At 63.5% G+C, this 21,429-nt stretch carries 21 protein-coding genes; 18 read left to right on the forward strand and 3 right to left on the reverse strand.

Going from position 1 to position 21,429, the window contains the following annotated elements:
* Positions 1–11: 11 nt before the first annotated feature.
* The 15 genes from HOP59_RS07840 to HOP59_RS07910 all read left to right on the forward strand — a co-directional run bounded on the left by HOP59_RS07840 (position 12) and on the right by HOP59_RS07910 (position 13,383).
* Positions 12–782, forward strand: coding sequence for a ParA family protein (locus tag HOP59_RS07840; protein WP_010625962.1), 771 nt, complete (start codon positions 12–14; stop codon positions 780–782).
* 51 nt (positions 783–833) lie between these two features.
* Complete coding sequence (locus HOP59_RS07845; protein WP_234253415.1) at positions 834–1,751, forward strand: ParB/RepB/Spo0J family partition protein; 918 nt, start codon at positions 834–836, stop codon at positions 1,749–1,751.
* A 213-nt stretch (positions 1,752–1,964) separates the two neighbouring features.
* Positions 1,965–2,351 (forward strand): ATP synthase subunit I, encoded by a 387-nt coding sequence (locus tag HOP59_RS07850; RefSeq protein ID WP_234251542.1) that lies wholly within the window; start codon positions 1,965–1,967, stop codon positions 2,349–2,351.
* Positions 2,352–2,362: 11 nt separating this feature from the next.
* Positions 2,363–3,190 carry a F0F1 ATP synthase subunit A gene (gene atpB, locus HOP59_RS07855; RefSeq protein ID WP_010625959.1) on the forward strand — a complete coding sequence of 276 codons (828 nt, stop codon included), beginning with the start codon at positions 2,363–2,365 and terminating at the stop codon, positions 3,188–3,190.
* Positions 3,191–3,254: 64 nt separating this feature from the next.
* Positions 3,255–3,482: a F0F1 ATP synthase subunit C gene (gene atpE, locus HOP59_RS07860; RefSeq protein WP_010625958.1), complete on the forward strand. Its 228-nt coding sequence runs from the start codon at positions 3,255–3,257 to the stop codon at positions 3,480–3,482.
* Positions 3,483–3,555: 73 nt separating this feature from the next.
* Positions 3,556–4,026 (forward strand): F0F1 ATP synthase subunit B, encoded by a 471-nt coding sequence (locus HOP59_RS07865; RefSeq protein ID WP_010625957.1) that lies wholly within the window; start codon positions 3,556–3,558, stop codon positions 4,024–4,026.
* Between the two features lie 12 nt (positions 4,027–4,038).
* Positions 4,039–4,575, forward strand: a complete 537-nt coding sequence (locus HOP59_RS07870) for a F0F1 ATP synthase subunit delta (protein ID WP_010625956.1) — start codon at positions 4,039–4,041, stop codon at positions 4,573–4,575.
* 16 nt (positions 4,576–4,591) lie between these two features.
* A complete protein-coding gene (atpA, locus tag HOP59_RS07875) occupies positions 4,592–6,136 on the forward strand; it encodes a F0F1 ATP synthase subunit alpha (RefSeq protein WP_010625955.1) in 1,545 nt (514 codons plus the stop codon).
* A gap of 68 nt (positions 6,137–6,204) precedes the next feature.
* On the forward strand, positions 6,205–7,089 hold the full coding sequence (gene atpG / locus HOP59_RS07880; protein ID WP_010625954.1) for a F0F1 ATP synthase subunit gamma: 885 nt from the start codon (positions 6,205–6,207) through the stop codon (positions 7,087–7,089).
* Between the two features lie 67 nt (positions 7,090–7,156).
* Positions 7,157–8,533 (forward strand): F0F1 ATP synthase subunit beta, encoded by a 1,377-nt coding sequence (gene atpD, locus HOP59_RS07885; protein WP_010625953.1) that lies wholly within the window; start codon positions 7,157–7,159, stop codon positions 8,531–8,533.
* A 25-nt stretch (positions 8,534–8,558) separates the two neighbouring features.
* Positions 8,559–8,987: a F0F1 ATP synthase subunit epsilon gene (locus HOP59_RS07890; protein WP_010625952.1), complete on the forward strand. Its 429-nt coding sequence runs from the start codon at positions 8,559–8,561 to the stop codon at positions 8,985–8,987.
* 141 nt (positions 8,988–9,128) lie between these two features.
* Positions 9,129–10,505, forward strand: a complete 1,377-nt coding sequence (gene mgtE, locus HOP59_RS07895) for a magnesium transporter (protein WP_010625951.1) — start codon at positions 9,129–9,131, stop codon at positions 10,503–10,505.
* A gap of 615 nt (positions 10,506–11,120) precedes the next feature.
* Positions 11,121–12,179, forward strand: coding sequence for a magnesium transporter (locus HOP59_RS07900; RefSeq protein ID WP_234253416.1), 1,059 nt, complete (start codon positions 11,121–11,123; stop codon positions 12,177–12,179).
* Between the two features lie 105 nt (positions 12,180–12,284).
* On the forward strand, positions 12,285–12,959 hold the full coding sequence (locus HOP59_RS07905; protein ID WP_234253417.1) for a hypothetical protein: 675 nt from the start codon (positions 12,285–12,287) through the stop codon (positions 12,957–12,959).
* 76 nt (positions 12,960–13,035) lie between these two features.
* The gene (locus HOP59_RS07910; RefSeq protein ID WP_234253418.1) at positions 13,036–13,383 is read left to right on the forward strand and encodes a hypothetical protein; all 348 of its coding nucleotides are present in this window, start codon (positions 13,036–13,038) and stop codon (positions 13,381–13,383) included.
* Between the two features lie 288 nt (positions 13,384–13,671).
* On the opposite strand, the gene HOP59_RS07915 is transcribed toward HOP59_RS07910, so the two are convergent.
* From HOP59_RS07915 to mgtE (HOP59_RS07925), 3 genes are all read right to left on the reverse strand, one after another.
* Positions 13,672–14,829: a cation diffusion facilitator family transporter gene (locus tag HOP59_RS07915; RefSeq protein ID WP_234253419.1), complete on the reverse strand. Its 1,158-nt coding sequence runs from the start codon at positions 14,827–14,829 to the stop codon at positions 13,672–13,674.
* A gap of 65 nt (positions 14,830–14,894) precedes the next feature.
* On the reverse strand, positions 14,895–16,235 hold the full coding sequence (gene mgtE, locus HOP59_RS07920) for a magnesium transporter (RefSeq protein ID WP_234253420.1): 1,341 nt from the start codon (positions 16,233–16,235) through the stop codon (positions 14,895–14,897).
* A gap of 100 nt (positions 16,236–16,335) precedes the next feature.
* Positions 16,336–17,688, reverse strand: a complete 1,353-nt coding sequence (mgtE, locus tag HOP59_RS07925; protein ID WP_010625945.1) for a magnesium transporter — start codon at positions 17,686–17,688, stop codon at positions 16,336–16,338.
* 353 nt (positions 17,689–18,041) lie between these two features.
* On the opposite strand from mgtE (HOP59_RS07925), the gene HOP59_RS07930 reads away from it, so the two are divergent.
* The 3 genes from HOP59_RS07930 to glmU all read left to right on the forward strand — a co-directional run bounded on the left by HOP59_RS07930 (position 18,042) and on the right by glmU (position 21,420).
* Positions 18,042–18,854, forward strand: a complete 813-nt coding sequence (locus HOP59_RS07930; protein ID WP_234253421.1) for an undecaprenyl-diphosphate phosphatase — start codon at positions 18,042–18,044, stop codon at positions 18,852–18,854.
* Between the two features lie 31 nt (positions 18,855–18,885).
* Positions 18,886–19,956: an FAD:protein FMN transferase gene (locus HOP59_RS07935; protein ID WP_234253422.1), complete on the forward strand. Its 1,071-nt coding sequence runs from the start codon at positions 18,886–18,888 to the stop codon at positions 19,954–19,956.
* A 96-nt stretch (positions 19,957–20,052) separates the two neighbouring features.
* Positions 20,053–21,420, forward strand: a complete 1,368-nt coding sequence (glmU, locus tag HOP59_RS07940) for a bifunctional UDP-N-acetylglucosamine diphosphorylase/glucosamine-1-phosphate N-acetyltransferase GlmU (RefSeq protein ID WP_234253423.1) — start codon at positions 20,053–20,055, stop codon at positions 21,418–21,420.
* Positions 21,421–21,429 lie beyond the last annotated feature (9 nt).

Raw genomic sequence — 21,429 nt, forward strand, 5'->3', positions numbered from 1 at the left:
GGAAGTCGCCCGTGAGTCAAATCATCGCCTTGACCAACCAGAAGGGCGGCGTGGGCAAGACCACCACCGCCGTCAACCTGGCCGCCAGCCTGGCCGCGCTGGATCGCCGCGTGCTGCTGGTGGATCTCGACCCCCAGGGCCATGCCACCATGGGCAGCGGCATCGACAAGCACTCGCTCGAGGGCAGCGTGCTCGACCTGCTGCTGGGCGAGAAGAGCGCTCCCGAGGTGATGCTCGACTGCCCCACCGCTGGCTACTCGCTGCTGCCCGGCAACGGCGATCTCACCGCCGCGGAAGTGGAACTGCTCGACCGCGCCGAGGGCCGCGAGCGCAGCCTGACCGAAGCTCTGGCCAGCGTCGCTGGCGAGTACGACGTGGTGCTGATCGACTGCCCGCCTTCGCTCAACATGCTCACCGTCAACGCCCTGACCGCCGCCAACGGCGTGCTGATTCCGCTGCAGTGCGAGTTCTATGCCCTGGAGGGGCTCTCGGCGCTGCTCGACACCGTGGAGCAGATCAAGGACAGCGTGAACCCCGACCTGGCGATCTATGGCATCCTGCGTACCATGTTCGACGGTCGCAACAGTCTGACCCGGGACGTCTCCAAGCAGCTGCGCGACTATTTCGGCGAGGCGCTGCTCAAGACCACGATCCCGCGCAACGTGCGGGTGGCCGAGGCGCCGAGCCACGGCCTGCCGGTGACCAAGTACGCGCGCTTCTCGCGCGGCAGCCAGGCCCATCGGGTGCTGGCCAAGGAACTGATTCGTCGCCTGTCGCTGTAGTGCGCCGGGTGGAGCCTACTGTCGTGACCCGCTCGTGATGAGGGAATGCTGATGACGCGAAAACGCGCCCTGGGCCGCGGCCTGGATGCCCTGATCGGTGCCGGCGCCCGCCGCCGCGAGAATCTCGAGCTGCCCGAAGGCCAAGTCTTGCCCGACGGAGCGAGCGAGCCGGCGGCGGCGGTAGCCGAGATCGAGGAGCGACTCGAACGCCTGCCGCTGAGCCAGCTCACCCGCGGCAAGTATCAGCCGCGTCGCGACATCCAGCCTGAGGCGCTGGAGGAGCTGGCAGACTCGATCCGAGCCCAGGGCGTGATGCAGCCCATCGTGGTGCGGCCCATCGGCGAGTCGCGCTACGAGATTATCGCCGGTGAGCGGCGCTGGCGCGCCTCCCAACTGGCCGAACTCGACACCATCCCGGCGGTGATCCGCGAGGTCAGCGACGAAGTCGCCCTGGCCCTGGCGCTGATCGAGAACATCCAGCGCGAGAACCTCAACCCGGTGGAGGAGGCGATGGCGCTCAAGCGCCTGCTCGAGGAGTTCGAACTTACCCAGCAGCAGGTGGCCGATGCGGTGGGCAAGTCCCGCGCCCAGGTCGCCAATCTGCTGCGCCTGCTGGCGCTCGATCCGGAAGTGCAGACTCTGCTCGAGCGCGGCGATCTCGATATGGGACACGCCCGTGCCCTGCTCGTTCTGCCCGCCGCCAAGCAGCGTCGCGCTGCCCACGAGGTGGTCAACAAGGATCTCACCGTGCGCGATACCGAGGCGCTGGTGAAGCGTCTGACCCAGGGCGAACCGAAGAAGGTCGCGGCGGTGGCATCCAGCCCCGACGTGGCGCGCCTGGAGACCCGCCTCGGCGAAGTGCTGGGCGCTCCGGTCAGGATTCAGCACGGTCGCGGCGGCAAGGGGCGGGTCACCATCCGCTATTCCAGCCTCGAGGAACTGGACGGTATTCTCGAGCACATTCATTGAGCTATGCGACCCGTGGGATGTCGACAATGACTTCCACCTTTGGTCGCATAGCTACGTCATTCGAGCCTAAAAGCGTCCTGGCCGGTTGAAGGGCCAGGGGCGCTTCCCTATAATCCGCCGTTGTTTGCCTGAGTGTCACGCTCGGCCAAGCCGGCACCCAAACCCTGTTTAGGCAGGGCAGGAAATGTCGACAGGATGCACGGATACGCTGCCATGAGGCGCCGGCGCCCGGATTTTACCCGCCTCTTTTTGGCACAGGGCTTCGCCACCTTGCTGGTAGCCCTGCTGGCTGGCCTGCGACATGGTCACGAAGGGGTGCTGTCGGCCCTGATGGGCGGCCTGGTCAGTCTGCTGCCTTCGCTCTACTTCGTCTGGCGCGGGCTGCGCGTTCGAGACGGCCGGCGACCGCGGGTCAGCGTGATGAATCTCTATCAGGCAGCGATGGGAAAGTTTGGTTTGACGGTGGCACTGTTCGTGATCGTGTTCGTCGCAGTGCCCCCCTCAAACCCGGCTTTTTTCTTTGTCGCATATGTGGCGGCGCAGCTCATGCACTGGCTGACACCCTGGCTACTGCGTGACCGACCGACCCAACGAACCTGAGGTAGCAGCGTATGGCAGCAGGTAATGAAATAACCGCCATTTATTACATACAGCACCACCTTCAGAACCTGACCTTCGGCAGGCATCCCGAGCTCGGTTGGAAGTTCGCCAGCACCTCGACCGAAGCCCAGGAGATGGGGTTCATGGCCATTCACGTGGACACCATGGGCTGGTCCATCGCCATGGGTGTGCTGTTCCTGTGGCTGTTCCGCAAGGCCGGCCAGATGGCGACCACCGGCGTGCCCGGCGGGCTGCAGAACGCTGTCGAGATGGTCATCGAGTTCATCGAGAACCTGACCCGCTCCACCTTCCACGGCAAGAATCCGCACATCGCGCCTATCGCGCTGACGCTGTTCATGTGGATCCTGCTGATGAACACGCTGAAGATCCTGCCGGTCGATTACTTCCCGGAGCTGTTCGGTCGCCTCGGCGTCGAGTACATGAAGATCGTGCCAACCACCGACGTCAATGCCACCCTGGGCATGGCGCTGGGCGTGTTCTGTCTGATCGTCTACTACAGCTGCAAGGTCAAGGGTGTCGGCGGCTTCGCCAAGGAGCTCTCGCTCACGCCGTTCAACCACTGGCTGCTGATCCCGTTCAATCTGGTCCTCGAAATCGTCGGCCTGATCGTCAAGCCCATCAGCCTCGCACTGCGTCTGTTCGGCAACATGTTCGCCGGCGAGGTGATCTTCATCCTGATCGCGTTGCTGCCGTTCTGGGCGATCTGGGTGCTCGACGTGCCGTGGGCCATTTTCCACATTCTGGTGGTATCGCTGCAGGCCTTCATCTTCACGACCCTGTCGATCGTGTACCTGAGTGCCGCTCACGAGCACCACTGAACCAAGCAACCTTTGCAACGAAGTACTGAAACTAACCTCAACCTGACCTACTAGGAGCAACATCATGGAAATCGTCTACCTTGCCGCCGCCATCATCATCAGCGTCAGCGCCCTGGCTACCGGTATCGGCTTCGCCATGCTGGGCGGCAAGCTGCTCGAGTCCACCGCTCGCCAGCCGGAGCTGGGCGACCAGCTGCAGACCCGCACCTTCATCATGGCCGGTCTGCTCGACGCCGTGCCGATGATCGGCGTCGGTATCGCGATGTACCTGATCTTCGTCGTTGCCGGTTAAAGACAGCACCGAGCGCTGAGGCGCTCGGTTCGCTTCTCTCCGGTTGCCACGAACCCGTCAGAGGTACATACCCGTGAATATCAACATGACGCTTATCGGGCAGACGATCGCCTTCGCGATCTTTGTCTGGTTCTGCATCAAGTACGTGTGGCCGCCGATCAGCTCCGCGCTCCACGAGCGCCAGAAGAAGATCGCCGATGGCCTCGACGCGGCCAGCCGGGCTTCCCGCGACCTCGAGCTTGCTCAGGAGCAGGCTGCTCAGACGCTGCGCGAGAGCAAGGAGCAGGCCTCCCAGATCCTCGAACAGGCCCACAAGCGCTCCACTCAGATGATCGAGGAAGCGCGTGAGCAGGCCCGTGCCGAAGGCGAACGCCTGGTGGCTGGCGCCCGTGCCGAGATCGATCAGGAAATCAATCGCGCCAAGGAAGAGCTTCGCGCCCAGGTGGCGACACTTGCCATTGTCGGGGCCGAGCGTGTTCTGGAAGCCTCCGTCGACGAGAAGGCGCATCGCAAGCTGCTCGACAAGCTTGCCGCCGAACTGTGAAGGAGGTGACCCATGGCGGAAACGTCAACCGTCGCACGACCCTACGCCAAGGCGGCTTTCGAGTATGCGCGTGACCACAAGGCGCTGGAAGCCTGGTCCGACATGCTGGTCAAGCTGGGCCAAGTCGTAGCGGAGCGTGATGCGCAGAAACTGTTCGCGAGCCCCAAACTGACCGACGACCGCAAGGTCGAGCTGGTCATCGAACTGGCCGAGGCCAAGGTCGACGACGCAGGCCGTCGTTTCCTGGAGTCGCTTGCCGAGAAGGGGCGTCTTACCGCCCTGGGTGCCATTGCCGAGCAGTTCGAACGTCTGCGCGCCGAGCATGACAAGCGTGTCGACGTCACCGTGGTCACGGCCTTCGCGCTCGACGACAAGCAACAGAACAAGCTCGCAGGCGCGCTCAAGAAGCGGCTGAATCGCGAAATCTCCATTACCACTCAGGTGGATCCGAAGCTTATCGGGGGCGTTATCCTGCGCGCCGGCGACACCGTCATCGACGGGTCGGTGCGCGGTCGACTGAACCGCCTCTCCGAAGCCCTTACCGCCTGAGTCTGAGGGACATGGCATGCAGCAACTGAATCCTTCCGAGATCAGCGACATCATCAAGCAGCGTATCGAAAAGCTGGATGTCGCATCCGAAGCCCGCAATCAGGGCACCATCGTCAGCGTCTCCGACGGCATCGTGAAGATTCACGGTCTCGAGGACGCGATGTTCGGTGAGATGATCGAATTCCCCGGCGGTATCTACGGCATGGTGCTCAACCTCGAGCGCGACTCCGTGGGCGCCGTGGTGCTGGGCGACTACCTGAAGCTGGAAGAGGGCATGACCGCCAGCTGTACCGGTCGTATCCTCGAGGTGCCGGTGGGCCCCGAACTGGTTGGCCGCGTGGTCGATCCGCTGGGCAACCCCATCGACGGCAAGGGCGACGTGGGCGCCAAGCTGACCGACGCGGTGGAAAAGGTCGCCCCGGGCGTCATCACCCGTCAGTCGGTCGACCAGCCGATCCAGACCGGTCTCAAGGCGATCGACGCCATGGTGCCGATCGGCCGCGGCCAGCGTGAGCTGATCATCGGCGACCGTCAGATCGGTAAGTCGGCCATCGCCGTCGACGCCATCATCAACCAGAAGGGCAAGGGCGTCATCTGTATCTACGTGGCCATCGGTCAGAAGCAGTCGACCATCGCCAACGTGGTGCGCAAGCTCGAGGAGCACGGCGCGATGGATCACACCATCGTCGTCGCTTCCGGCGCCGCCGACCCGGCCCCGATGCAGTTCCTGGCACCCTACGCCGGCTGCACCATGGGCGAGTACTTCCGCGACCGCGGTCAGGACGCGCTGATCGTCTATGACGATCTGACCAAGCAGGCCTGGGCCTACCGTCAGGTGTCCCTGCTGCTGCGTCGTCCGCCGGGCCGTGAAGCCTACCCGGGTGACGTCTTCTATCTCCACTCGCGTCTGCTCGAGCGTGCCGCGCGCGTCAACGCCGACTACGTGGAGAAGTTCACCAACGGTGAGGTCAAGGGCAAGACCGGCTCGCTGACCGCGCTGCCGATCATCGAGACCCAGGGCGGCGACGTTTCCGCGTTCGTTCCGACCAACGTGATCTCGATCACCGACGGCCAGATCTTCCTGGAAACCGACCAGTTCAACGCAGGCATCCGCCCGGCCATCAACGCCGGTCTGTCGGTATCCCGCGTGGGTGGTGCGGCCCAGACCAAGATCATCAAGAAGCTCGGTGGCGGCGTGCGTCTGGCACTCGCCCAGTATCGCGAGTTGGCGGCCTTCTCCCAGTTCGCTTCCGATCTGGACGAAGCCACCCGCAAGCAGCTGGAGCACGGTCAGCGTGTCACCGAGCTGATGAAGCAGAAGCAGTATTCGCCGCTGTCCGTGGCCGAGATGGGCGTGTCGCTGTATGCCGCCAACGAAGGCTTCCTGGATGACGTCGACGTGAGCAAGGTGCTGGACTTCGAGCGTGCCCTGCACGAGTACATGAGGTCCGAGCAAGCCGAGCTGCTCGACAAGATCAACCAGACCGGCGACTACAACGACGAGATCCAGCAAGGGCTGAAGCAGGGTCTCGAGCAGTTCAAGGCCACTCAGAGCTGGTAATTCCGCTGGCCCGCCCGGCAAGGGCGGGCCCTGGAGCTTTCTGAGGGCCACGAACGGAGTAGATCGCTATGGCAGCTGCAAAAGAGATACGCACCCAGATCGGGAGCATCAAGAATACGCAAAAGATCACCAGCGCCATGGAAATGGTCGCTGCGTCGAAGATGCGTAAAGCGCAAGATCTGATGAAGGCCAGCCAGCCTTATGCCCGGCAGATCCGCAACGTGGTGGGCCATATCGCCGACGCCAACCCCGAGTATCGCCACGATTACATGATCGAGCGTGACGAGGTGAAGCGGGTCGGCTACATCGTGGTCTCCACCGACCGCGGCCTGTGTGGCGGCTTGAACGTCAACCTGTTCAAGGCCGTCATCAAGGACGCCATGGCGTGGCGCAACGAGGGCGCGGAGCTCGACTTCTGCGCTCTGGGCAGCAAGGCCGGCGGCTTCTTCCGCAACTACGGCGGCAACCTGGTGGCAGCCAAGAGCGGCCTGGGCGAAGCGCCCGAGGTCGAGGCTCTGATCGGCAGCGTCAAGGTGATGTTGGACGCCTACGACGAAGGGCGGGTCGACCGCCTGTTCGTGGTGTACAACGAGTTCGTCAACACCATGACGCAGAAGCCGGTGGTTCGTCAGCTGTTGCCGCTCTCCCCCGATATGGGGGCCGATGCGGATGACGAGGACAACAAGCGTCCCGGTAGCTGGGACTACCTGTATGAGCCGGATGCCAAGGCGCTGTTGGATAGCCTGCTGGTTCGCTTCATTGAATCGCAGGTCTATCAGGCGGTGGTCGAGAACGGGGCCTGTGAACAGGCGGCCCGGATGATCGCCATGAAGAACGCCACCGACAACGCCGGCGGACTGATCGACGATCTGGAGATGGTGTACAACAAGGCCCGCCAGGCCGCCATCACCCAGGAAATTTCCGAGATCGTCGGCGGTGCCGCCGCCGTATAGCGCCCGGGGAGAGCCCATGGCTCTCCCGCTACAGGTTTCATTTGCAGGTATTTGAGAGGATCGCAAGATGAGCGGACGTATCGTACAAATCATCGGCGCGGTGATTGACGTCGAGTTCCCGCGGGACTCGGTTCCCAAGGTCTACGACGCGCTCAACGTCGCCAACTCCGAGACCGTGCTCGAAGTCCAGCAGCAGCTGGGCGACGGCGTGGTGCGTACCATTGCCATGGGTTCCACCGAGGGCCTGAAGCGCGGCATGGAGACCACCAACACCGGAGCACCGATCTCCGTGCCGGTCGGCAAGGAGACCCTGGGTCGCATCATGGACGTGCTGGGTCGGCCGATCGACGAGGCCGGCGACATCGGTGAGCAGGAGCGCATGCCCATTCACCGTCCGGCACCCACCTATGCCGAGCAGGCAGCTTCCAACGAGCTGCTCGAGACCGGCATCAAGGTCATCGACCTGGTCTGCCCGTTCGCCAAGGGTGGCAAGGTCGGCCTGTTCGGCGGCGCCGGCGTGGGCAAGACCGTCAACATGATGGAGCTGATCCGCAACATCGCCATCGAGCACAGCGGTTACTCCGTGTTCGCCGGCGTGGGTGAGCGGACCCGTGAAGGTAACGACTTCTACCACGAGATGACCGAGTCGAACGTTATCGACAAGGTATCGCTGGTATACGGTCAGATGAACGAGCCGCCGGGCAACCGTCTGCGCGTGGCCCTGACCGGCCTGACCATCGCCGAGAAGTTCCGCGATGAAGGCCGCGACGTGCTGCTGTTCGTCGACAACATCTATCGTTACACCCTGGCCGGTACCGAGGTATCCGCACTGCTGGGCCGTATGCCCTCGGCGGTAGGCTACCAGCCGACCCTGGCCGAGGAGATGGGCGTTCTGCAGGAGCGCATCACCTCCACCAAGGTGGGCTCAATCACTTCCGTGCAGGCCGTCTACGTGCCCGCGGACGACCTGACCGACCCGTCGCCGGCCACCACCTTCGCCCACCTGGACGCCACCGTGGTACTGGCGCGTTCGATCGCCGAACTGGGTATCTACCCGGCCATCGATCCGCTGGACTCCACTTCGCGCCAGCTCGACCCGCTGGTCGTCGGCGAGGAGCACTACAACACCGCCCGCGGCGTGCAGAACGTGCTGCAGCGCTACAAGGAGCTCAAGGACATCATCGCGATCCTGGGCATGGACGAACTGTCCGACGAGGACAAGCAGACCGTGGCCCGTGCGCGTAAGATCCAGCGCTTCCTGTCGCAGCCGTTCTTCGTGGCCGAGGTCTTCACCGGTGCACCCGGCAAGTACGTATCGCTGAAGGATACCATTCGCGGTTTCCAGGGCATCCTCGAGGGCGAATACGACAACCTGCCGGAGCAGGCCTTCTACATGGTGGGCAGCATCGACGAGGCCGTCGAGAAAGCCAACCAGATGAAGTAAGGCCGTCCACCAGGGGGACTTCGCTATGGCGAATAGCTTCAAGTGCAACATCGTCAGCGCCGAAGAGGCGATCTTCTCGGGTGAGATCGAGCAGCTCGTCGCTTCCGGCATCATGGGCGACCTGGGCATCCTGCCCGGGCACGCCCCGCTGCTGACCGAGCTTCAGCCTGGTCCGGTCCGCGTCATCCGGGAAGGCGGTACGGAAGAGAACTTCTACGTCTCCGGCGGCTTCCTCGAAGTGCAGCCCGACGTGGTGACCGTACTGGCCGACGCGGCCTCCCGTGCCGGCGACCTCGACGAGGCCGCCGCCGAGGAAGCCCGTCAGCATGCGCTCAAGGCATTCAACGACAAGTCGTCGGAGCTGGATTACACCCGCGCCGCCGCCGAACTCGCGGAAGCCGTGGCCCAGCTGCGTACCATTCAGCAGCTGCGCAAGAAGGCCGGCAAAGGCTGATTCCAGGCCTGTCTGTCACGAAACGCCCCTCGAACAGCGTTCGAGGGGCGTTTTCGTATCTGTTACCATAGCAGTCAGATTGCCACGGTCGGCTGCTAGCATGGCCGGCTAACTCCCACTTTGCGGCGTCAGGAGGATGCCATGTCCTTGAACGAGACCCTGATAGAACAGAAAGACGCCCTACTGGAGGCCCACCAGGCCGACGACCGCGAACGGTTGGATGAACTCTTGCCCGAGCTGCGCGCGGCGGATATTGCCGAGATCCTCGAGCAGATTGCCGAGGAGCAGGACAACCAGACCGTGTTCGCCTTGCTCGACCGCCTGCCGCTGGATCGGCGAGCGCACATCATCGGTTATCTGCCCGAAGATCTTCAGGAAGACCTGGCACGTGAGATGAGCGATGAGGTGCTGCTCACGGTTCTGGAGGAGATGAGTGCGGACGAGCGTGCCGATCTCTTCAACCTGCTGGATGAAGACCGGCGCGAAGGGCTGCTGCGGCGCATGGCACGCCAGGAGCGTGAAGACCTCAAGCGCCTGGCGAGCTATGAAGAGGGCACCGCGGGTTCGATCATGACCTCGGACTACGTGGCGATTCCCAGCGGCATGACCGTGTCCCAGGCGATGATGCGTGTTCGTCAGACCGCACCGGATGCCGAAACCGTCTATCAGCTCTACATCATTGACCAGGATGGCAAGCTGGCGGGCACCCTGTCGCTGCGTCAGCTGATGGTGGCGCGGCCCGGAGCCCAGGTCGACGACCTGATGATCAAGGATGTTATCAGCGTACCGGTGGACGAAGAGCAGGAGGAGGTCGCCCGTCTGGTGGCCCGCTACGATATGCTGGCCGTGCCGGTGATCGACCATGAAGAGCGTTTGGTTGGCATCATCACCCACGACGACGCCATGGACGTGGCCGAAGAGGAAGCCACCGAGGACATGCACAAGGGTATGTCCATCGGCAAGCTCGAGGGCGGGCTGCGCAGCGCCAGCCTGTTCGATCTCTACCGTAAGCGTATCGTCTGGCTGGTGCTGCTGGTGTTCGCCAACATCTTCTCCGGCGCCGGTATCGCCTACTTCGAGGAGACCATCGAGGCCTACATCGCGCTGGTGTTCTTCCTGCCGCTGCTGGTGGACAGCGGCGGCAACGCCGGCTCCCAGGCCGCCACCCTGATGGTGCGCGGCATGGCCACCGGCGACGTGCGCAGCCGTGACTGGGCCAAGCTGCTGGGTCGCGAGGTCTTCGTCGCCGCCGGGCTGGGCCTGACCATGGCGCTGGCGGTGTCGGTAGTGGGCATCTTCCGTGCCGGCACCGAGATCGCCATGGTGGTGGCCATGAGCATGGTGCTGATCGTGATCGTGGGCAGCCTGATCGGTATGATCCTGCCGTTCATTCTCAATCGACTGGGTTGGGACCCGGCCACCGCCTCGGCGCCGCTGGTGACCTCCATCGCCGATGCTTCGGGGGTGCTGATTTATTTTGCCCTGGCAACGGCTGTGCTGGGCCTGCCGGGAGGCTAGAAGGACCACACCAGCGCCAGGCGGTTTGGTTGGTCATTGCCAGCAAGGCGGTGACCGGTCGAGCCGCCCGGCCTGGCTGGCAAGGGCGGTATCTGTTCGCTTGCCGAGGCATTCGTGCCGTGTGTCTGAGTACGGCTTGAAATTGACTGTGCAGCAGTGCTGAATATTTAAATGGTAACGACATGAAGTTAGTTGACACATCAAATTAGCTGTTTTAAGGTTCGCCGCGTAGTTCAACATCAACATAGGCAAGGTGGAAATCCATGGAAGACCCCAGTAGTCGATTATCCAAGCGCGGGAGTTTTCGCTTGTCGGAGATGACCCAGCTTCCCCCCTGCCTGTAAAATCTGCCTCCCCCGGATGCAGCCTTTCCAGGCAGAGTGAGCCTGGAGCCATCGTATTTCCCACCAAGCGTCTATCCTCGCGCCATTCGTGGCCTTGCGAGGCGTTGTCGTGTCTGCGATTCGACAGGCATGTCTTGAGCGAGCGTCACTGACAATCTGCTGCCATTGAGCCTTTTATTTAAAGTCTCATGGGTTTTTATTGCCGAAATTAAATATTAATTTATTTCGGCCATGGCATTCTTTTGCCTTAAATAAGCGAAAGGAAAGAACGATGGCGACTCAAGTCCTGACATTGAAAAAAGCGGCTGGCGGCGAAAAGTTGGCTCACCCGATCTCCAACTCCATGCGCCAGACCTTCCTGAGGGTCAACCGCAATACACTGGCGAAGGACGTGCTGGACATGGTCAAGTGGTCGGAGCTGCCCGAAGAGATGATGGGGATCGTTTTCGTGCACGCCGACGACGGCCGTCACCTGGGCTTCGTGCGGTTGACGGCCCTGCTGCGTGCCAAGTCCGACCAGCCGGTTCACTACCTGCTCCAGGGGGAGACGCTGTTCGTGCGGGAGAGCACCGATCAGGAGGAGGCCGCGCGACTGCTGCAGAAGCATGACGTTGCCCTGCTGCCGATCCTCTCCGAAAGCGGTGCGATGCGCGGTGTGCTGACCTTCGACGACGCCATGGACATTCTCGATGAAGAGACCTCCGACGACATCTACTGGAAGGCGGGCGTGGGTGACGTGACCCACTATCAGGACGCCGTGCGCAGCGAGAAGCTTACTTCCGGTGGCATCGGCTATCCGGTCAAGGTGAGGCTGATGTTCCTCATGGTGACGTTGGCCGGCGGCATGCTGGTGGGCGGGGTGATCGATCACTTCGAAGGCGTGCTGGAGTCGCTGGTGGCGTTGGCGATCTTCATCCCGCTGGTAATGGACATGGGCGGTAACGTGGGCACCCAGTCGACTACCATCTTCGCTCGCGGGCTGGCGCTGGGACATATCGACCTGAAGCAGTTCTTCCGCAAGCATCTGCTGCGCGAACTGCGTGTCGGTCTGGTCATGGGGGTACTGCTGGCCACGCTTGCCGGTGTCATCGCCTGGGCCTGGCAGGGTGCGCCCAACGGCATTCCGATGCTGGGGGTGGTGGTCGGCGTATCGCTGTTCGTCTCGGTGGTGACTGCCAGCGTATTGGGTTTCCTGCTGCCCTATATCATGCTGAAGATCGGCGTCGACCATGCGCCGGGAGCCGACCCCTTCATCACCACCATCAAGGACTTCACCGGCCTGGCCGTGTATTTCCTGATGGCTGGCTGGCTGCTGGGCGTGTCAGGCTGAAGTCAGCAAGTGGCATTGACAGGTACTTTTATTGGGACTCATAGAGCACCCCGGCATGCCGGGGTGCTCTCCGAAGCGGATGCTTCGCTCATGGGAGATCACACCATGTTCCAACCACGACGTCTTGCCGGCGGTCTGCTCTGCGCCTTGTTGCCCACCCTTGCACTGGCCGGGGTGGACGATGCCGCCCTGATCGATGCCAACAGCTGTTCCCTCGATCTCTGGCATACCCGTATCGACGGTGGCGGCTATCAGAACTACGTCTCACCCACCTGCCGTCCCGGCGGGAACTACCAGTTCACCGCGGTGTTCGGCAACGAGCATGAGGAGGGCGAGAGCGAGCAGGTTTATGGCCTCGAAGCCAAGATGCTATTCACCAGCCTCGAAGCGCATGGCTATGGCCTGGGCCTGGTCGTCGGTAGCGAGTACCTGACTGAAATGAGCCGCTGGGAAACCCAGTATGCGCTGGTGCCGCTCACGCTGGGATTTGCCGACGAGCGTGCTCTGGTGCACTTCAATCTGGGCTGGGAGAGGGAGCGCAGTGCGGAGACACGCAACGCCCTGACCTGGGGGCTTGGCAGCGAAGTCGGAATCGCCGGGCCGCTGGTGGCGATTGCCAATGTGTTCGGCAATGACCGCAGCAGCAGTGAGAGCAGTATCGAGGTGGGCCCCCGGCTGGCGCTGCTGGACGACAAAGTGCTGATCGATGCCCTTTTCGAAAGGGAGCTGGGTGGGGAGAACACCCGTGCCTACACCCTGGCTCTGACCTACGCCTTCTGATGTCGGCAGGGCTGCGGGCCCCTGGTGGCTCCAGCCCTGCTATTCAACCACCTCCCGGGAACAAGAGGTGAGCGAGATGACCTATTCCATCCACAACCCCGCGGTGCTGCTCCAGGCGGCCAAGGCGGCCAACATTCACGGCCAGTGGGATGCCAAGCGCTGCTGTCTCGTGCAGCAGGACATTCACGGCGGTGGCGAAAAGCGCTGGCAGCCTCTGGAAAGCAGCCGGGACGCCAGTCAGCTCCAGGCTCGCCTGGGCTTGAGGGTCAGCGTCTGCAAGCGAGTCAGGCGGGTGCGAGTCGAGGAGCCCGCCCTGCTCGAGCCACGCTTCGTTGAGGTCGACTACGACGAAGGCACTCTGCAGGCTGCCACGCGCAAGGCCATCGTGCTAATGGCGTCGAGGCTGGCCGAACGCGAACCGTAAAGTCAAAGTAGGAAGAGACAGGCAAAAGGTGGCTACATAGCCGCCTTCTTCATTTATTGCCCACGCTTGCTTCGTCCACTCGACGGACTCATTCTCGATGCTCGAAGATCGAGCGAATGGCGACGAACAGAATAACCGTCAGCAGTAGCGAGAAAGGAATGGCGATGAGGGAAACGGCAGGCACGATCATGTCGGCGGCCATGGCGAACTCCTTGAGAGCGACGAGTGGGGAGCGCCGGCGCTAGGCGTCGACTGGACAGGCGATGTTAGCACGGCGGACGCCGGGTTTCAGCGCACGTTCTGCTTTATCTCGACCTCTGCCAGCCACGGCACGTCGTGAATGAGGTCGCTCAGCTGACGGGGCAGCGCCGCGAGTTCCGAGTAGGACAGCTGGCAATCCATGAACACATCCACACTGATTCGTCCTTCGAGATAGTGCAGCCGATAATGTTCGATATGGGGCCAGCAGGGATGCGACGACCAGTGGTCGGTCAGCACACGGTCCACCTCGGGGCGCAACGGCAGGCCGGGGAAGCGGCTGGGATCGCCCTCGCCGGCGTCGTCCTCGGGATCGATGTGGAAGGTCACGTCGCTGAGTGCGGGATAGGCGAGGCGCAGCCGGCGGCTGACCTCGTTGCCGATCTCGTGGGCCTCCGAGACGCTGATGCGTGGCCCTACCACCACATGCAGGTCGACGATGGCATGACCCGCCGACTGGCGGGTACGCAGGTCGTGCACGCCTTCCACGCCGGGTACCTCGAGGGCCACTTGGTGCATCTGCTGCTGTGCATCGGCCGGCAGGGCGGTATCGACCAGCTCGCGGGCCGACTCCCACAGCAGATCCCAACCCACCTTGCCCACCAACAGGCCGACGATCACCGCCGCCACGGCGTCGAGCCAGCCGAAGCCGAACTGGGCACCCATAAGGGCTACCAGCACTACCGCGGTGGAGAGCACGTCGGAGCGCGAGTGCCAGGCGTTGGCCTCGAGGAGCTTCGACTTCACCCGCTTGGCAACACGCATGGTGTAGTGAAACAGCCACTCCTTGGCGAGCAGGGCCGCCAGCGCCAGCAGCATCGCCAAGATCCCCGGAGCGGCGATCTCGGTGCCGGCAAGCAGCCGCAGCAGGCTCGACCAGGCGATGGCACCGGCGACGAATATCAGCACGCTGCCCAGCAACAGGGTGGCCAGGGTCTCGATACGACCGTGGCCGTAGTGGTGGTCATGATCGGGGCCCTGGCGGCCATAGTGGGTGGCTGCCAGCACGAAGCCGTCGGTGATGAGGTCGGAGAATGAGTGGATGCCGTCGGCCACCAGGGCCGCCGAACCGACCAGCGTGCCCACCACCACCTTGGCACAGCCCAACAGGCCGTCGAGCCAGGCGGCGATGTAGGTGGCGCGCTTGGCATCGCGGCTGTGCACTGCCTGATCGTCAGTCGAGATCATGGTCGTTCGAGCTCCCTGCATCCAACTGCTATATGTTCTCATTTACACTGAGCCAATTGAAGCGCCTAGAGGCCCAGCACGGCGGTGGCAATGGCGAAGTAGATCAGCACCCCCGAAGCGTCGGCGATGGAGGTCACCAGCGGCGCCGAGGCGGTGGCCGGGTCCCAACCCAGTCGATTGAGAATGAACGGCAGGATCATACCGATCAGGCTGCCCACGATCACGATCAGTACCATGCTCATGGCCACCACCATGGCGATCTCGGTGCCGGCACGGAAGATGCCCACCACCGACACCGCCAGCGCCATGGTCAGGCCCAGCCCGGCGGCGACGAAGACCTCGCGACCCAGCAGCTTGGCCCAGTCACGGCTGCGCACGTCGCCGGTGGCCATGCCGCGCACCATCAGGGTGGCGGCCTGGGAGCCGGCGTTGCCGCCGCTGTCCACCAGCAGCGGCAGGAAGAACACCAGCGCGATGTAGGCCTCGATGGTCTCCTCGAAGTAGGCGATACCGGCGCCGGAGAAAATGTTGGCGAACACCAGCAGCACCAGCCACACCACTCGCTTGCGGTAGAGGTCGAACAGGCTGGCGCTGCGCAGCCCGCCCTCGATCTTGCCGATGGACATGCCCTTGTGCATGTCCTCGGTGGCCTCCTCTTCGGCCACGTCCATGGCGTCGTCGTAGGTGACGATGCCGACCAGGCGCTCACCCTCCAGTACCGGCAAGGCGAGGAGATCATAGCGGGCGATCAGTCTGGCCACCTCTTCCTGTGGGGTGTCGATGCCGACCCAGATGACCTCTTCGGTCATCAGTTCGGCCAGCTGGGTCTCGCTGCTGGCCAGGATGATTTCACGCAGCGACACGGTGCCGAGAAACCGCCCCGAGGTGTCGATGCAGTAGACCTGATAGATGGTTTCGACATCGGCGCCCTTGAGCCTCAACGTCTGCATGGCGCGGGCCACACTGTAATAGGCGGGAATGGCCATGAACGCCGAGGTCATGATGGCGCCCGCCGTGCCTTCCGCATGACGAGCCAGCTTCAACAGGTCGTCGCGCACCGTAGGCGGCAGCGCCTTGAGCAAGGTCTGCTGGCGCTCTCTGTCGAGCTGCTTGAAATAGTCGACACGCTCATCGGCACTCATGTGCGCGACCAACTCGGCTAGCTCCGATACGGGCATGCCAGCGGTAGCGGCCAACTGTTCCTGCGGCTCCAGGAAGCCCAGCGTGGCGGCCCGCTTGTCGAGCGGCACGCAGTGCAGCAGCACGGCCATTCTCGACGCCGGCTCATGGTGGCCGACCTGGGCGAGATCGGCCGGATTCAGTTCGCTGGCCAGGGTTTCGACCAGGGCAGTGTCCTGATCCTGCAGGGCCTTGTGCAATTCGGCGGCAATGATGCTGTAGCTCATGGCAGCTCTCCCGTGCGAGCCAGGGGCCGTAGCCTCTGGCTGTGATAGCGCTTGTTCATTGAAGGGAGATGACACCGCTGGCCGTTGCCAGCGGGCATGGCTAGATGGTTGGTAGGCCCAGCACCGAGGTAGCGATGGCGAAATAGATCAACACACCGACCCCATCGGCAATGGAGGTCACCAACGGCGCCGAGGCGGTGGCCGGATCCCAGCCGATGCGGTTGAGAATGAACGGCAGCACCATGCCGATCAGGCTGCCCACGATCACGATCAGCACCATGCTCATGGCCACCACCATGGCGATCTCGGTACCGGCGCGGAAGATGCCCACCACCGATACCGCCAGCGCCATGGTCAGGCCCAGCCCCATGGCCACCAGCACCTCGCGGCCCAGCAGCCGGGTCCAGTCGCGGGTGCGCACGTCGCCGGTGGCCATGCCGCGCACCATCAGGGTGGCGGCCTGGGAGCCGGCGTTGCCGCCGCTGTCCACCAGCAGCGGCAGGAAGAACACCAGCGCGATGTAGGCCTCGATGGTCTCCTCGAAGTAGGCGATACCGGCGCCGGAGAAGATGTTGGCGAACACCAGCAGCACCAGCCACACCACCCGCTTGCGGTAGAGATCGAACAGGCTGGCGGTGCGCAGACTGCCACCGAGCTTGCCGATGGACATACCCTTGTGCATGTCTTCGGTGGCCTCTTCCTCGGCCACGTCCATGGCGTCGTCATAGGTGACGATGCCCACCAGGCGCTCCCCGCCATTGATCACGGGCAGGGCCAGCAGGTCGTAGCGGGCGATCAGCTTGGCCACTTCCTCCTGGGGTGTGTCGACACTGGCCCAGACGATCTCTTCGGTGATGAGATCGCGTACCAGGGCGTCCGGCGCGGCGAGAATCAGCTCACGCAGAGAAAGGGTACCGACCAGACGCTCGGCCTCGTCGATGCAGTAGATCTGATAGATCGTTTCGGCATCCGGCCCCTTGGTGCGTACCAGTTTCAAGGCTTCCGCCACCGGGATACCAATCGGCACGGCCATGTAATCCGAGGTCATGATCGCCCCGGCCGTTCCTTCTTCGTAGCTGGCCAGCTTGCGCAGGTCTTCCCGCTCCTCCTTGGCCAGGGTGCGCAGCAAGGCCTGCTGTCGATCCTCGTCGAGCAGCTTGAACAGGTCGGCACGCTCGTCGGCGTTCATGTGCTGCAGCAGTTCGCCAAGCTTGCTGTCGGTCAGCGTGGCGGCGAGCTCCTCCTGCAGCGCCACGCTCAAATAGCCGAACGCCACCGCACGCTGGTCGAGCGGCAGGTGCTGCAGGAGCGAAAGCACGGTATCGGTGTGCTCGTGCTGGACGAATTCGGCCAGGTCGGCCGGCTGCATTTCGGCGATCAGGCGCTCGATGGCTTCCTGATCGCGACGCTGCATGGCGCTGCGCAGAGAGGCAGCGAGAATGGCATAGCTCATGGTCGGGCTCCTGGCGCGCATCGGCACGTGCGCGCAGAAGCCTTTGGCTGGACCTTAGAGAGTCAGGTCCGGCAAGGGCCGGGGCGCGCGCGGCGGTGCAGCGCTGATAGCTGGAATGTCCGTCGTTGTCTGTCGACTCGGAGGTTCCATAACGTCCTCGGGAAAATGGGGTGTCGCCGCCATTCGGTGGCGCGGGCATTCTAGGCCGGTCATTGCCGATCCGCAATATCGGCACGAGCCGCGGAATTGTAACGCCTTACGGCGGACAATCGGGAAGGGGGCGTGTATCCTCTTCGCGTCCGGTCGTGCGTTTGCTGCACTGCATATGCTTTGCCATCGGGAGAGTGCCAGGAATGGATTGGCTCCAGGTCGTTGTATTGTCAGTGGTTCAGGGATTGACCGAGTTCCTGCCGATTTCGAGTTCCGCCCATCTGATTCTGGTGCCGGTGCTCACCGACTGGGACGACCAGGGGCTGACCTTCGACGTGGCGGTGCATCTGGGCAGCCTGCTGGCGGTGGTGCTCTATTTCCGTCATGACCTGCGCCGCATGGGCGCCAGTTGGGCCATGTCGCTGCGGCGTCGCAGCCTGCGCCAAGGCGTCGAAGATCCAAATGCCCGGCTGGCGTGGTGGGTGCTGCTGGCCACGATTCCGGTGTGCGTGGCCGGCTTCATTCTGCATGACGCCATCAGCGTCAGCATGCGTTCGCCGATCCTGATCGGCGTTACCCTGATCGGCTTCGGCCTGCTGCTGGGATATGCTGACTGGAACAAGCGAGCGGGGCGAAGTGAGTACCAGCTTACCTTGCGCGATGCGATGTTCATCGGTGCCGCTCAGGCGCTGGCGCTGATCCCCGGTACGTCGCGCTCCGGCATCACCATGACGGCGGCGCTGCTGCTGGGCATGAGCCGTGAGGGAGCGGCGCGCTTCTCGTTTTTGCTGTCGATCCCGGTCACAGCCCTGGCGTCGGGTTTGGAAATCCACGGAGCGCTGCAGGTGCCGCGCGAGATCGACTGGCAAGCGATGGCGGCAGGGGTGGTGCTGTCGGGGGTGAGCGCCTATATCTGCATTCACTACTTCATCGCCTTCATCAAGCGGATCGGAATGCAGCCTTTCGTTGTCTACCGCATCGTGCTTGGGTTATGGCTGCTGTGGATCTTCTGGTAGCCCGCCTACTCTATCGAGGAGTCCTGATATCATGACCTCTGTCCTGCGTCTCGTGGCAGCCTTTGCCTTGAGCCTGATGCTGCTTCTCAGTGGATGCTCCGAAAACGACCGTCCGCTGGATTCGCCGGTACGTCTCGAAGGCGCCATCTTCGGCTCCTTCTATCAGGTGACCATCGCCGACAGTCTGACCCAGGGGCAGGCGCGCGAACTGGAAGAGGGGCTGCTCGAAGTGCTCGAGCAGGTGGATGCGTCCATGTCGATCTATCGTGAAGACGCGGAGCTGATAGCCTTCAATCAGTCGCCGGTAGGGGAGTGGCAGCCGCTCTCCAACGAGCTGATCGAGGTGCTGGCAATTAGCCAGTCGGTGGCCGAGAGCAGCAACGGCGCCTTCGACGTGACCATCGGCGGGCTGGTCAACCTGTGGAGCTTCGGCTCCGAGGCCCGTCCGCGGGAAGTGCCGGATGACGAGACCCTGCAGGCCCGTCTTGCCGAGGTGGGGCCCGACAGTATCGAGGTCGACGAGAACGCCATGCAGGCGCGCCGGTTGCGCGACGTGTTCGTCGATCTTGGCGGTGTGGCCAAGGGGCACGGTACCGACCGGGTGGCCTCCTACCTGGATGGCGAAGGCATCGAACACTATCTGGTCAACCTGGGTGGCGATCTGGTGGCGCGCGGCTACCGTGATGCCGACGGCGAGCCATGGCGCATCGGCATCGAGGCACCGCTGGACGATCGTCAGGAAGCGACGCAGATCGTGCCGGTGCAGGATATCTCGATTGCCACCTCCGGCGATTACCGCAACTATTTCGAAGAGGAGGGGCGGCGCTTCTCACACACCATCGACCCGCGAACCGGTCATCCCATCGAACATCGGGTGGCCTCGGTAACGGTGGCGCACCCCTCGAATGCCTGGGCCGACGCCTGGGCCACGGCGATGCTGGTGCTGGGTGAAGAGGAGAGTCTGGCCCTGGCCCGTGAGCAGGACCTCAAGGTGCTGCTGCTGGTACGTGAAGGCGAAGGCTGGCGGAGCGTGGCGAGCCCGGCCTTCGCGGAACGCTTCGGTGGGGAGCTGAGCGAAGAAATGGACCTCGAGGTGCGCTGAACCGCCGGCAAAGAGCGGTGTACGGTCCATGTTGAGCGATGGGTGCCGCCTGGTCCCTGATGAACTGAAGCCAATCGAATGGACAAGGAGTCTTCGATGACCCTGGATGTGGTGATCCTTGCCGCCGGGCAGGGTACGCGGATGCGTTCGACCCTGCCCAAAGTGCTGCATCGCCTGGCCGGCAAGCCGATGGTGCGTCACGTACTCGATACCGCCCTCGAACTCGAGGCGGAACGCCTGCACGTCGTGGTCGGCCACGGTGCCGAGCGGGTGCGCGAGGCACTCGCTGAATACCCGGTACGCTTTGCCCTGCAGGCCGAACAGAAGGGCACCGGCCATGCCGTGGCTCAGGCGCTGGATGGCCTGGGTGACGGCAAGGTGCTGGTGCTGTACGGCGACGTGCCGCTGATTCGTCGCGAGACGCTGGCGGCACTGCTGGCCGAAGTGAGCGAGTCGCGCATGGCGCTGCTCACCGTGACCCTGGACGATCCCACCGGCTACGGCCGTATCCTGCGCAACGCCGACGGCGAGGCGGTGGCCATCGTCGAGCAGAAGGATGCCAGCGAGCGTGAGCTGGCGATCCGCGAATGCAACACCGGCATCATGGCCATGACCGCGGCCCAGCTGAAACGCTGGCTGCCGCAGCTCTCCGCCGACAACGCCCAGGGTGAGTACTACCTCACCGACGTCATCGCCATGGCAGCCGCCGAGGGGGTGGCCATCGCCACGGCCCAGCCGGCCGATGCCATGGAGGTGGAAGGGGTCAACAATCGCCAGCAGATGGCACGCCTGGAGCGTTCCCACCAGATGCGGATCGCCGACGAACTCATGGCCCAGGGCGTGGCGTTGATCGATCCGGCACGCCTCGACGTGCGCGGTCGTCTCAGCTGCGGTCATGACGTGGAGATCGACGTCGGCTGCGTGTTCGAGGGCGATGTGGAGCTGGGCGAAGGGGTGCGCATCGGGTCCCACTGCGTGATTCGCGACAGCCATATCGGCGCCGAAACCGTCATCGAGCCACACAGCGTGATCGAAGGGACCGTGGCGGCCGGCCACAACCGCATCGGGCCCTTTGCCCGGCTGCGCCCGGGAACGCGCCTGGCGGTGGGTGCCAAGGTGGGCAATTTCGTCGAGACGAAAAATGCCGAAGTGGGCGAGGGCAGCAAGATCAATCACCTGAGCTATGTGGGCGATGCGCGACTGGGTCGCGGCGTCAATGTCGGCGCCGGTACCATCACCTGCAACTACGATGGTGCCAACAAGCACCACACCGACATCGGCGACGACGCCTTCATCGGCTCCAACACCGCCTTGGTGGCGCCGGTCAGCGTCGGGCGAGGTGCCACGGTGGGGGCCGGCTCGACCATCAGCAAGGACGTGCCCGACAACGCCCTGGCCGTTTCCCGTGGACGCCAGATCGGCAAGGCCGACTGGGCGCGCCCGGCCAAGAAGACCCGAGACTGACAACAGCGC

The sequence above is a fragment of the Billgrantia aerodenitrificans genome (assembly GCF_021404405.1).
GTDB lineage: Bacteria > Pseudomonadota > Gammaproteobacteria > Pseudomonadales > Halomonadaceae > Halomonas > Halomonas aerodenitrificans.

What these genes read in the sequence shown, in the direction of transcription:
- HOP59_RS07845 (WP_234253415.1), top strand. Translation starts at nt 834, where the DNA reads ATGACGCGAAAACGCGCCCTGGGCCGCGGCCTGGATGCCCTGATCGGT.
- HOP59_RS07850 (WP_234251542.1), top strand. Translation starts at nt 1,965, where the DNA reads ATGAGGCGCCGGCGCCCGGATTTTACCCGCCTCTTTTTGGCACAGGGC.
- atpB (WP_010625959.1), top strand. Translation starts at nt 2,363, where the DNA reads ATGGCAGCAGGTAATGAAATAACCGCCATTTATTACATACAGCACCAC.
- atpE (WP_010625958.1), top strand. Translation starts at nt 3,255, where the DNA reads ATGGAAATCGTCTACCTTGCCGCCGCCATCATCATCAGCGTCAGCGCC.
- HOP59_RS07870 (WP_010625956.1), top strand. Translation starts at nt 4,039, where the DNA reads ATGGCGGAAACGTCAACCGTCGCACGACCCTACGCCAAGGCGGCTTTC.
- atpA (WP_010625955.1), top strand. Translation starts at nt 4,592, where the DNA reads ATGCAGCAACTGAATCCTTCCGAGATCAGCGACATCATCAAGCAGCGT.
- atpG (WP_010625954.1), top strand. Translation starts at nt 6,205, where the DNA reads ATGGCAGCTGCAAAAGAGATACGCACCCAGATCGGGAGCATCAAGAAT.
- atpD (WP_010625953.1), top strand. Translation starts at nt 7,157, where the DNA reads ATGAGCGGACGTATCGTACAAATCATCGGCGCGGTGATTGACGTCGAG.
- HOP59_RS07890 (WP_010625952.1), top strand. Translation starts at nt 8,559, where the DNA reads ATGGCGAATAGCTTCAAGTGCAACATCGTCAGCGCCGAAGAGGCGATC.
- mgtE (WP_010625951.1), top strand. Translation starts at nt 9,129, where the DNA reads ATGTCCTTGAACGAGACCCTGATAGAACAGAAAGACGCCCTACTGGAG.
- HOP59_RS07900 (WP_234253416.1), top strand. Translation starts at nt 11,121, where the DNA reads ATGGCGACTCAAGTCCTGACATTGAAAAAAGCGGCTGGCGGCGAAAAG.
- HOP59_RS07905 (WP_234253417.1), top strand. Translation starts at nt 12,285, where the DNA reads ATGTTCCAACCACGACGTCTTGCCGGCGGTCTGCTCTGCGCCTTGTTG.
- HOP59_RS07910 (WP_234253418.1), top strand. Translation starts at nt 13,036, where the DNA reads ATGACCTATTCCATCCACAACCCCGCGGTGCTGCTCCAGGCGGCCAAG.
- HOP59_RS07915 (WP_234253419.1), bottom strand. Translation starts at nt 14,829, where the DNA reads ATGATCTCGACTGACGATCAGGCAGTGCACAGCCGCGATGCCAAGCGC.
- mgtE (WP_234253420.1), bottom strand. Translation starts at nt 16,235, where the DNA reads ATGAGCTACAGCATCATTGCCGCCGAATTGCACAAGGCCCTGCAGGAT.
- mgtE (WP_010625945.1), bottom strand. Translation starts at nt 17,688, where the DNA reads ATGAGCTATGCCATTCTCGCTGCCTCTCTGCGCAGCGCCATGCAGCGT.
- HOP59_RS07930 (WP_234253421.1), top strand. Translation starts at nt 18,042, where the DNA reads ATGGATTGGCTCCAGGTCGTTGTATTGTCAGTGGTTCAGGGATTGACC.
- HOP59_RS07935 (WP_234253422.1), top strand. Translation starts at nt 18,886, where the DNA reads ATGACCTCTGTCCTGCGTCTCGTGGCAGCCTTTGCCTTGAGCCTGATG.
- glmU (WP_234253423.1), top strand. Translation starts at nt 20,053, where the DNA reads ATGACCCTGGATGTGGTGATCCTTGCCGCCGGGCAGGGTACGCGGATG.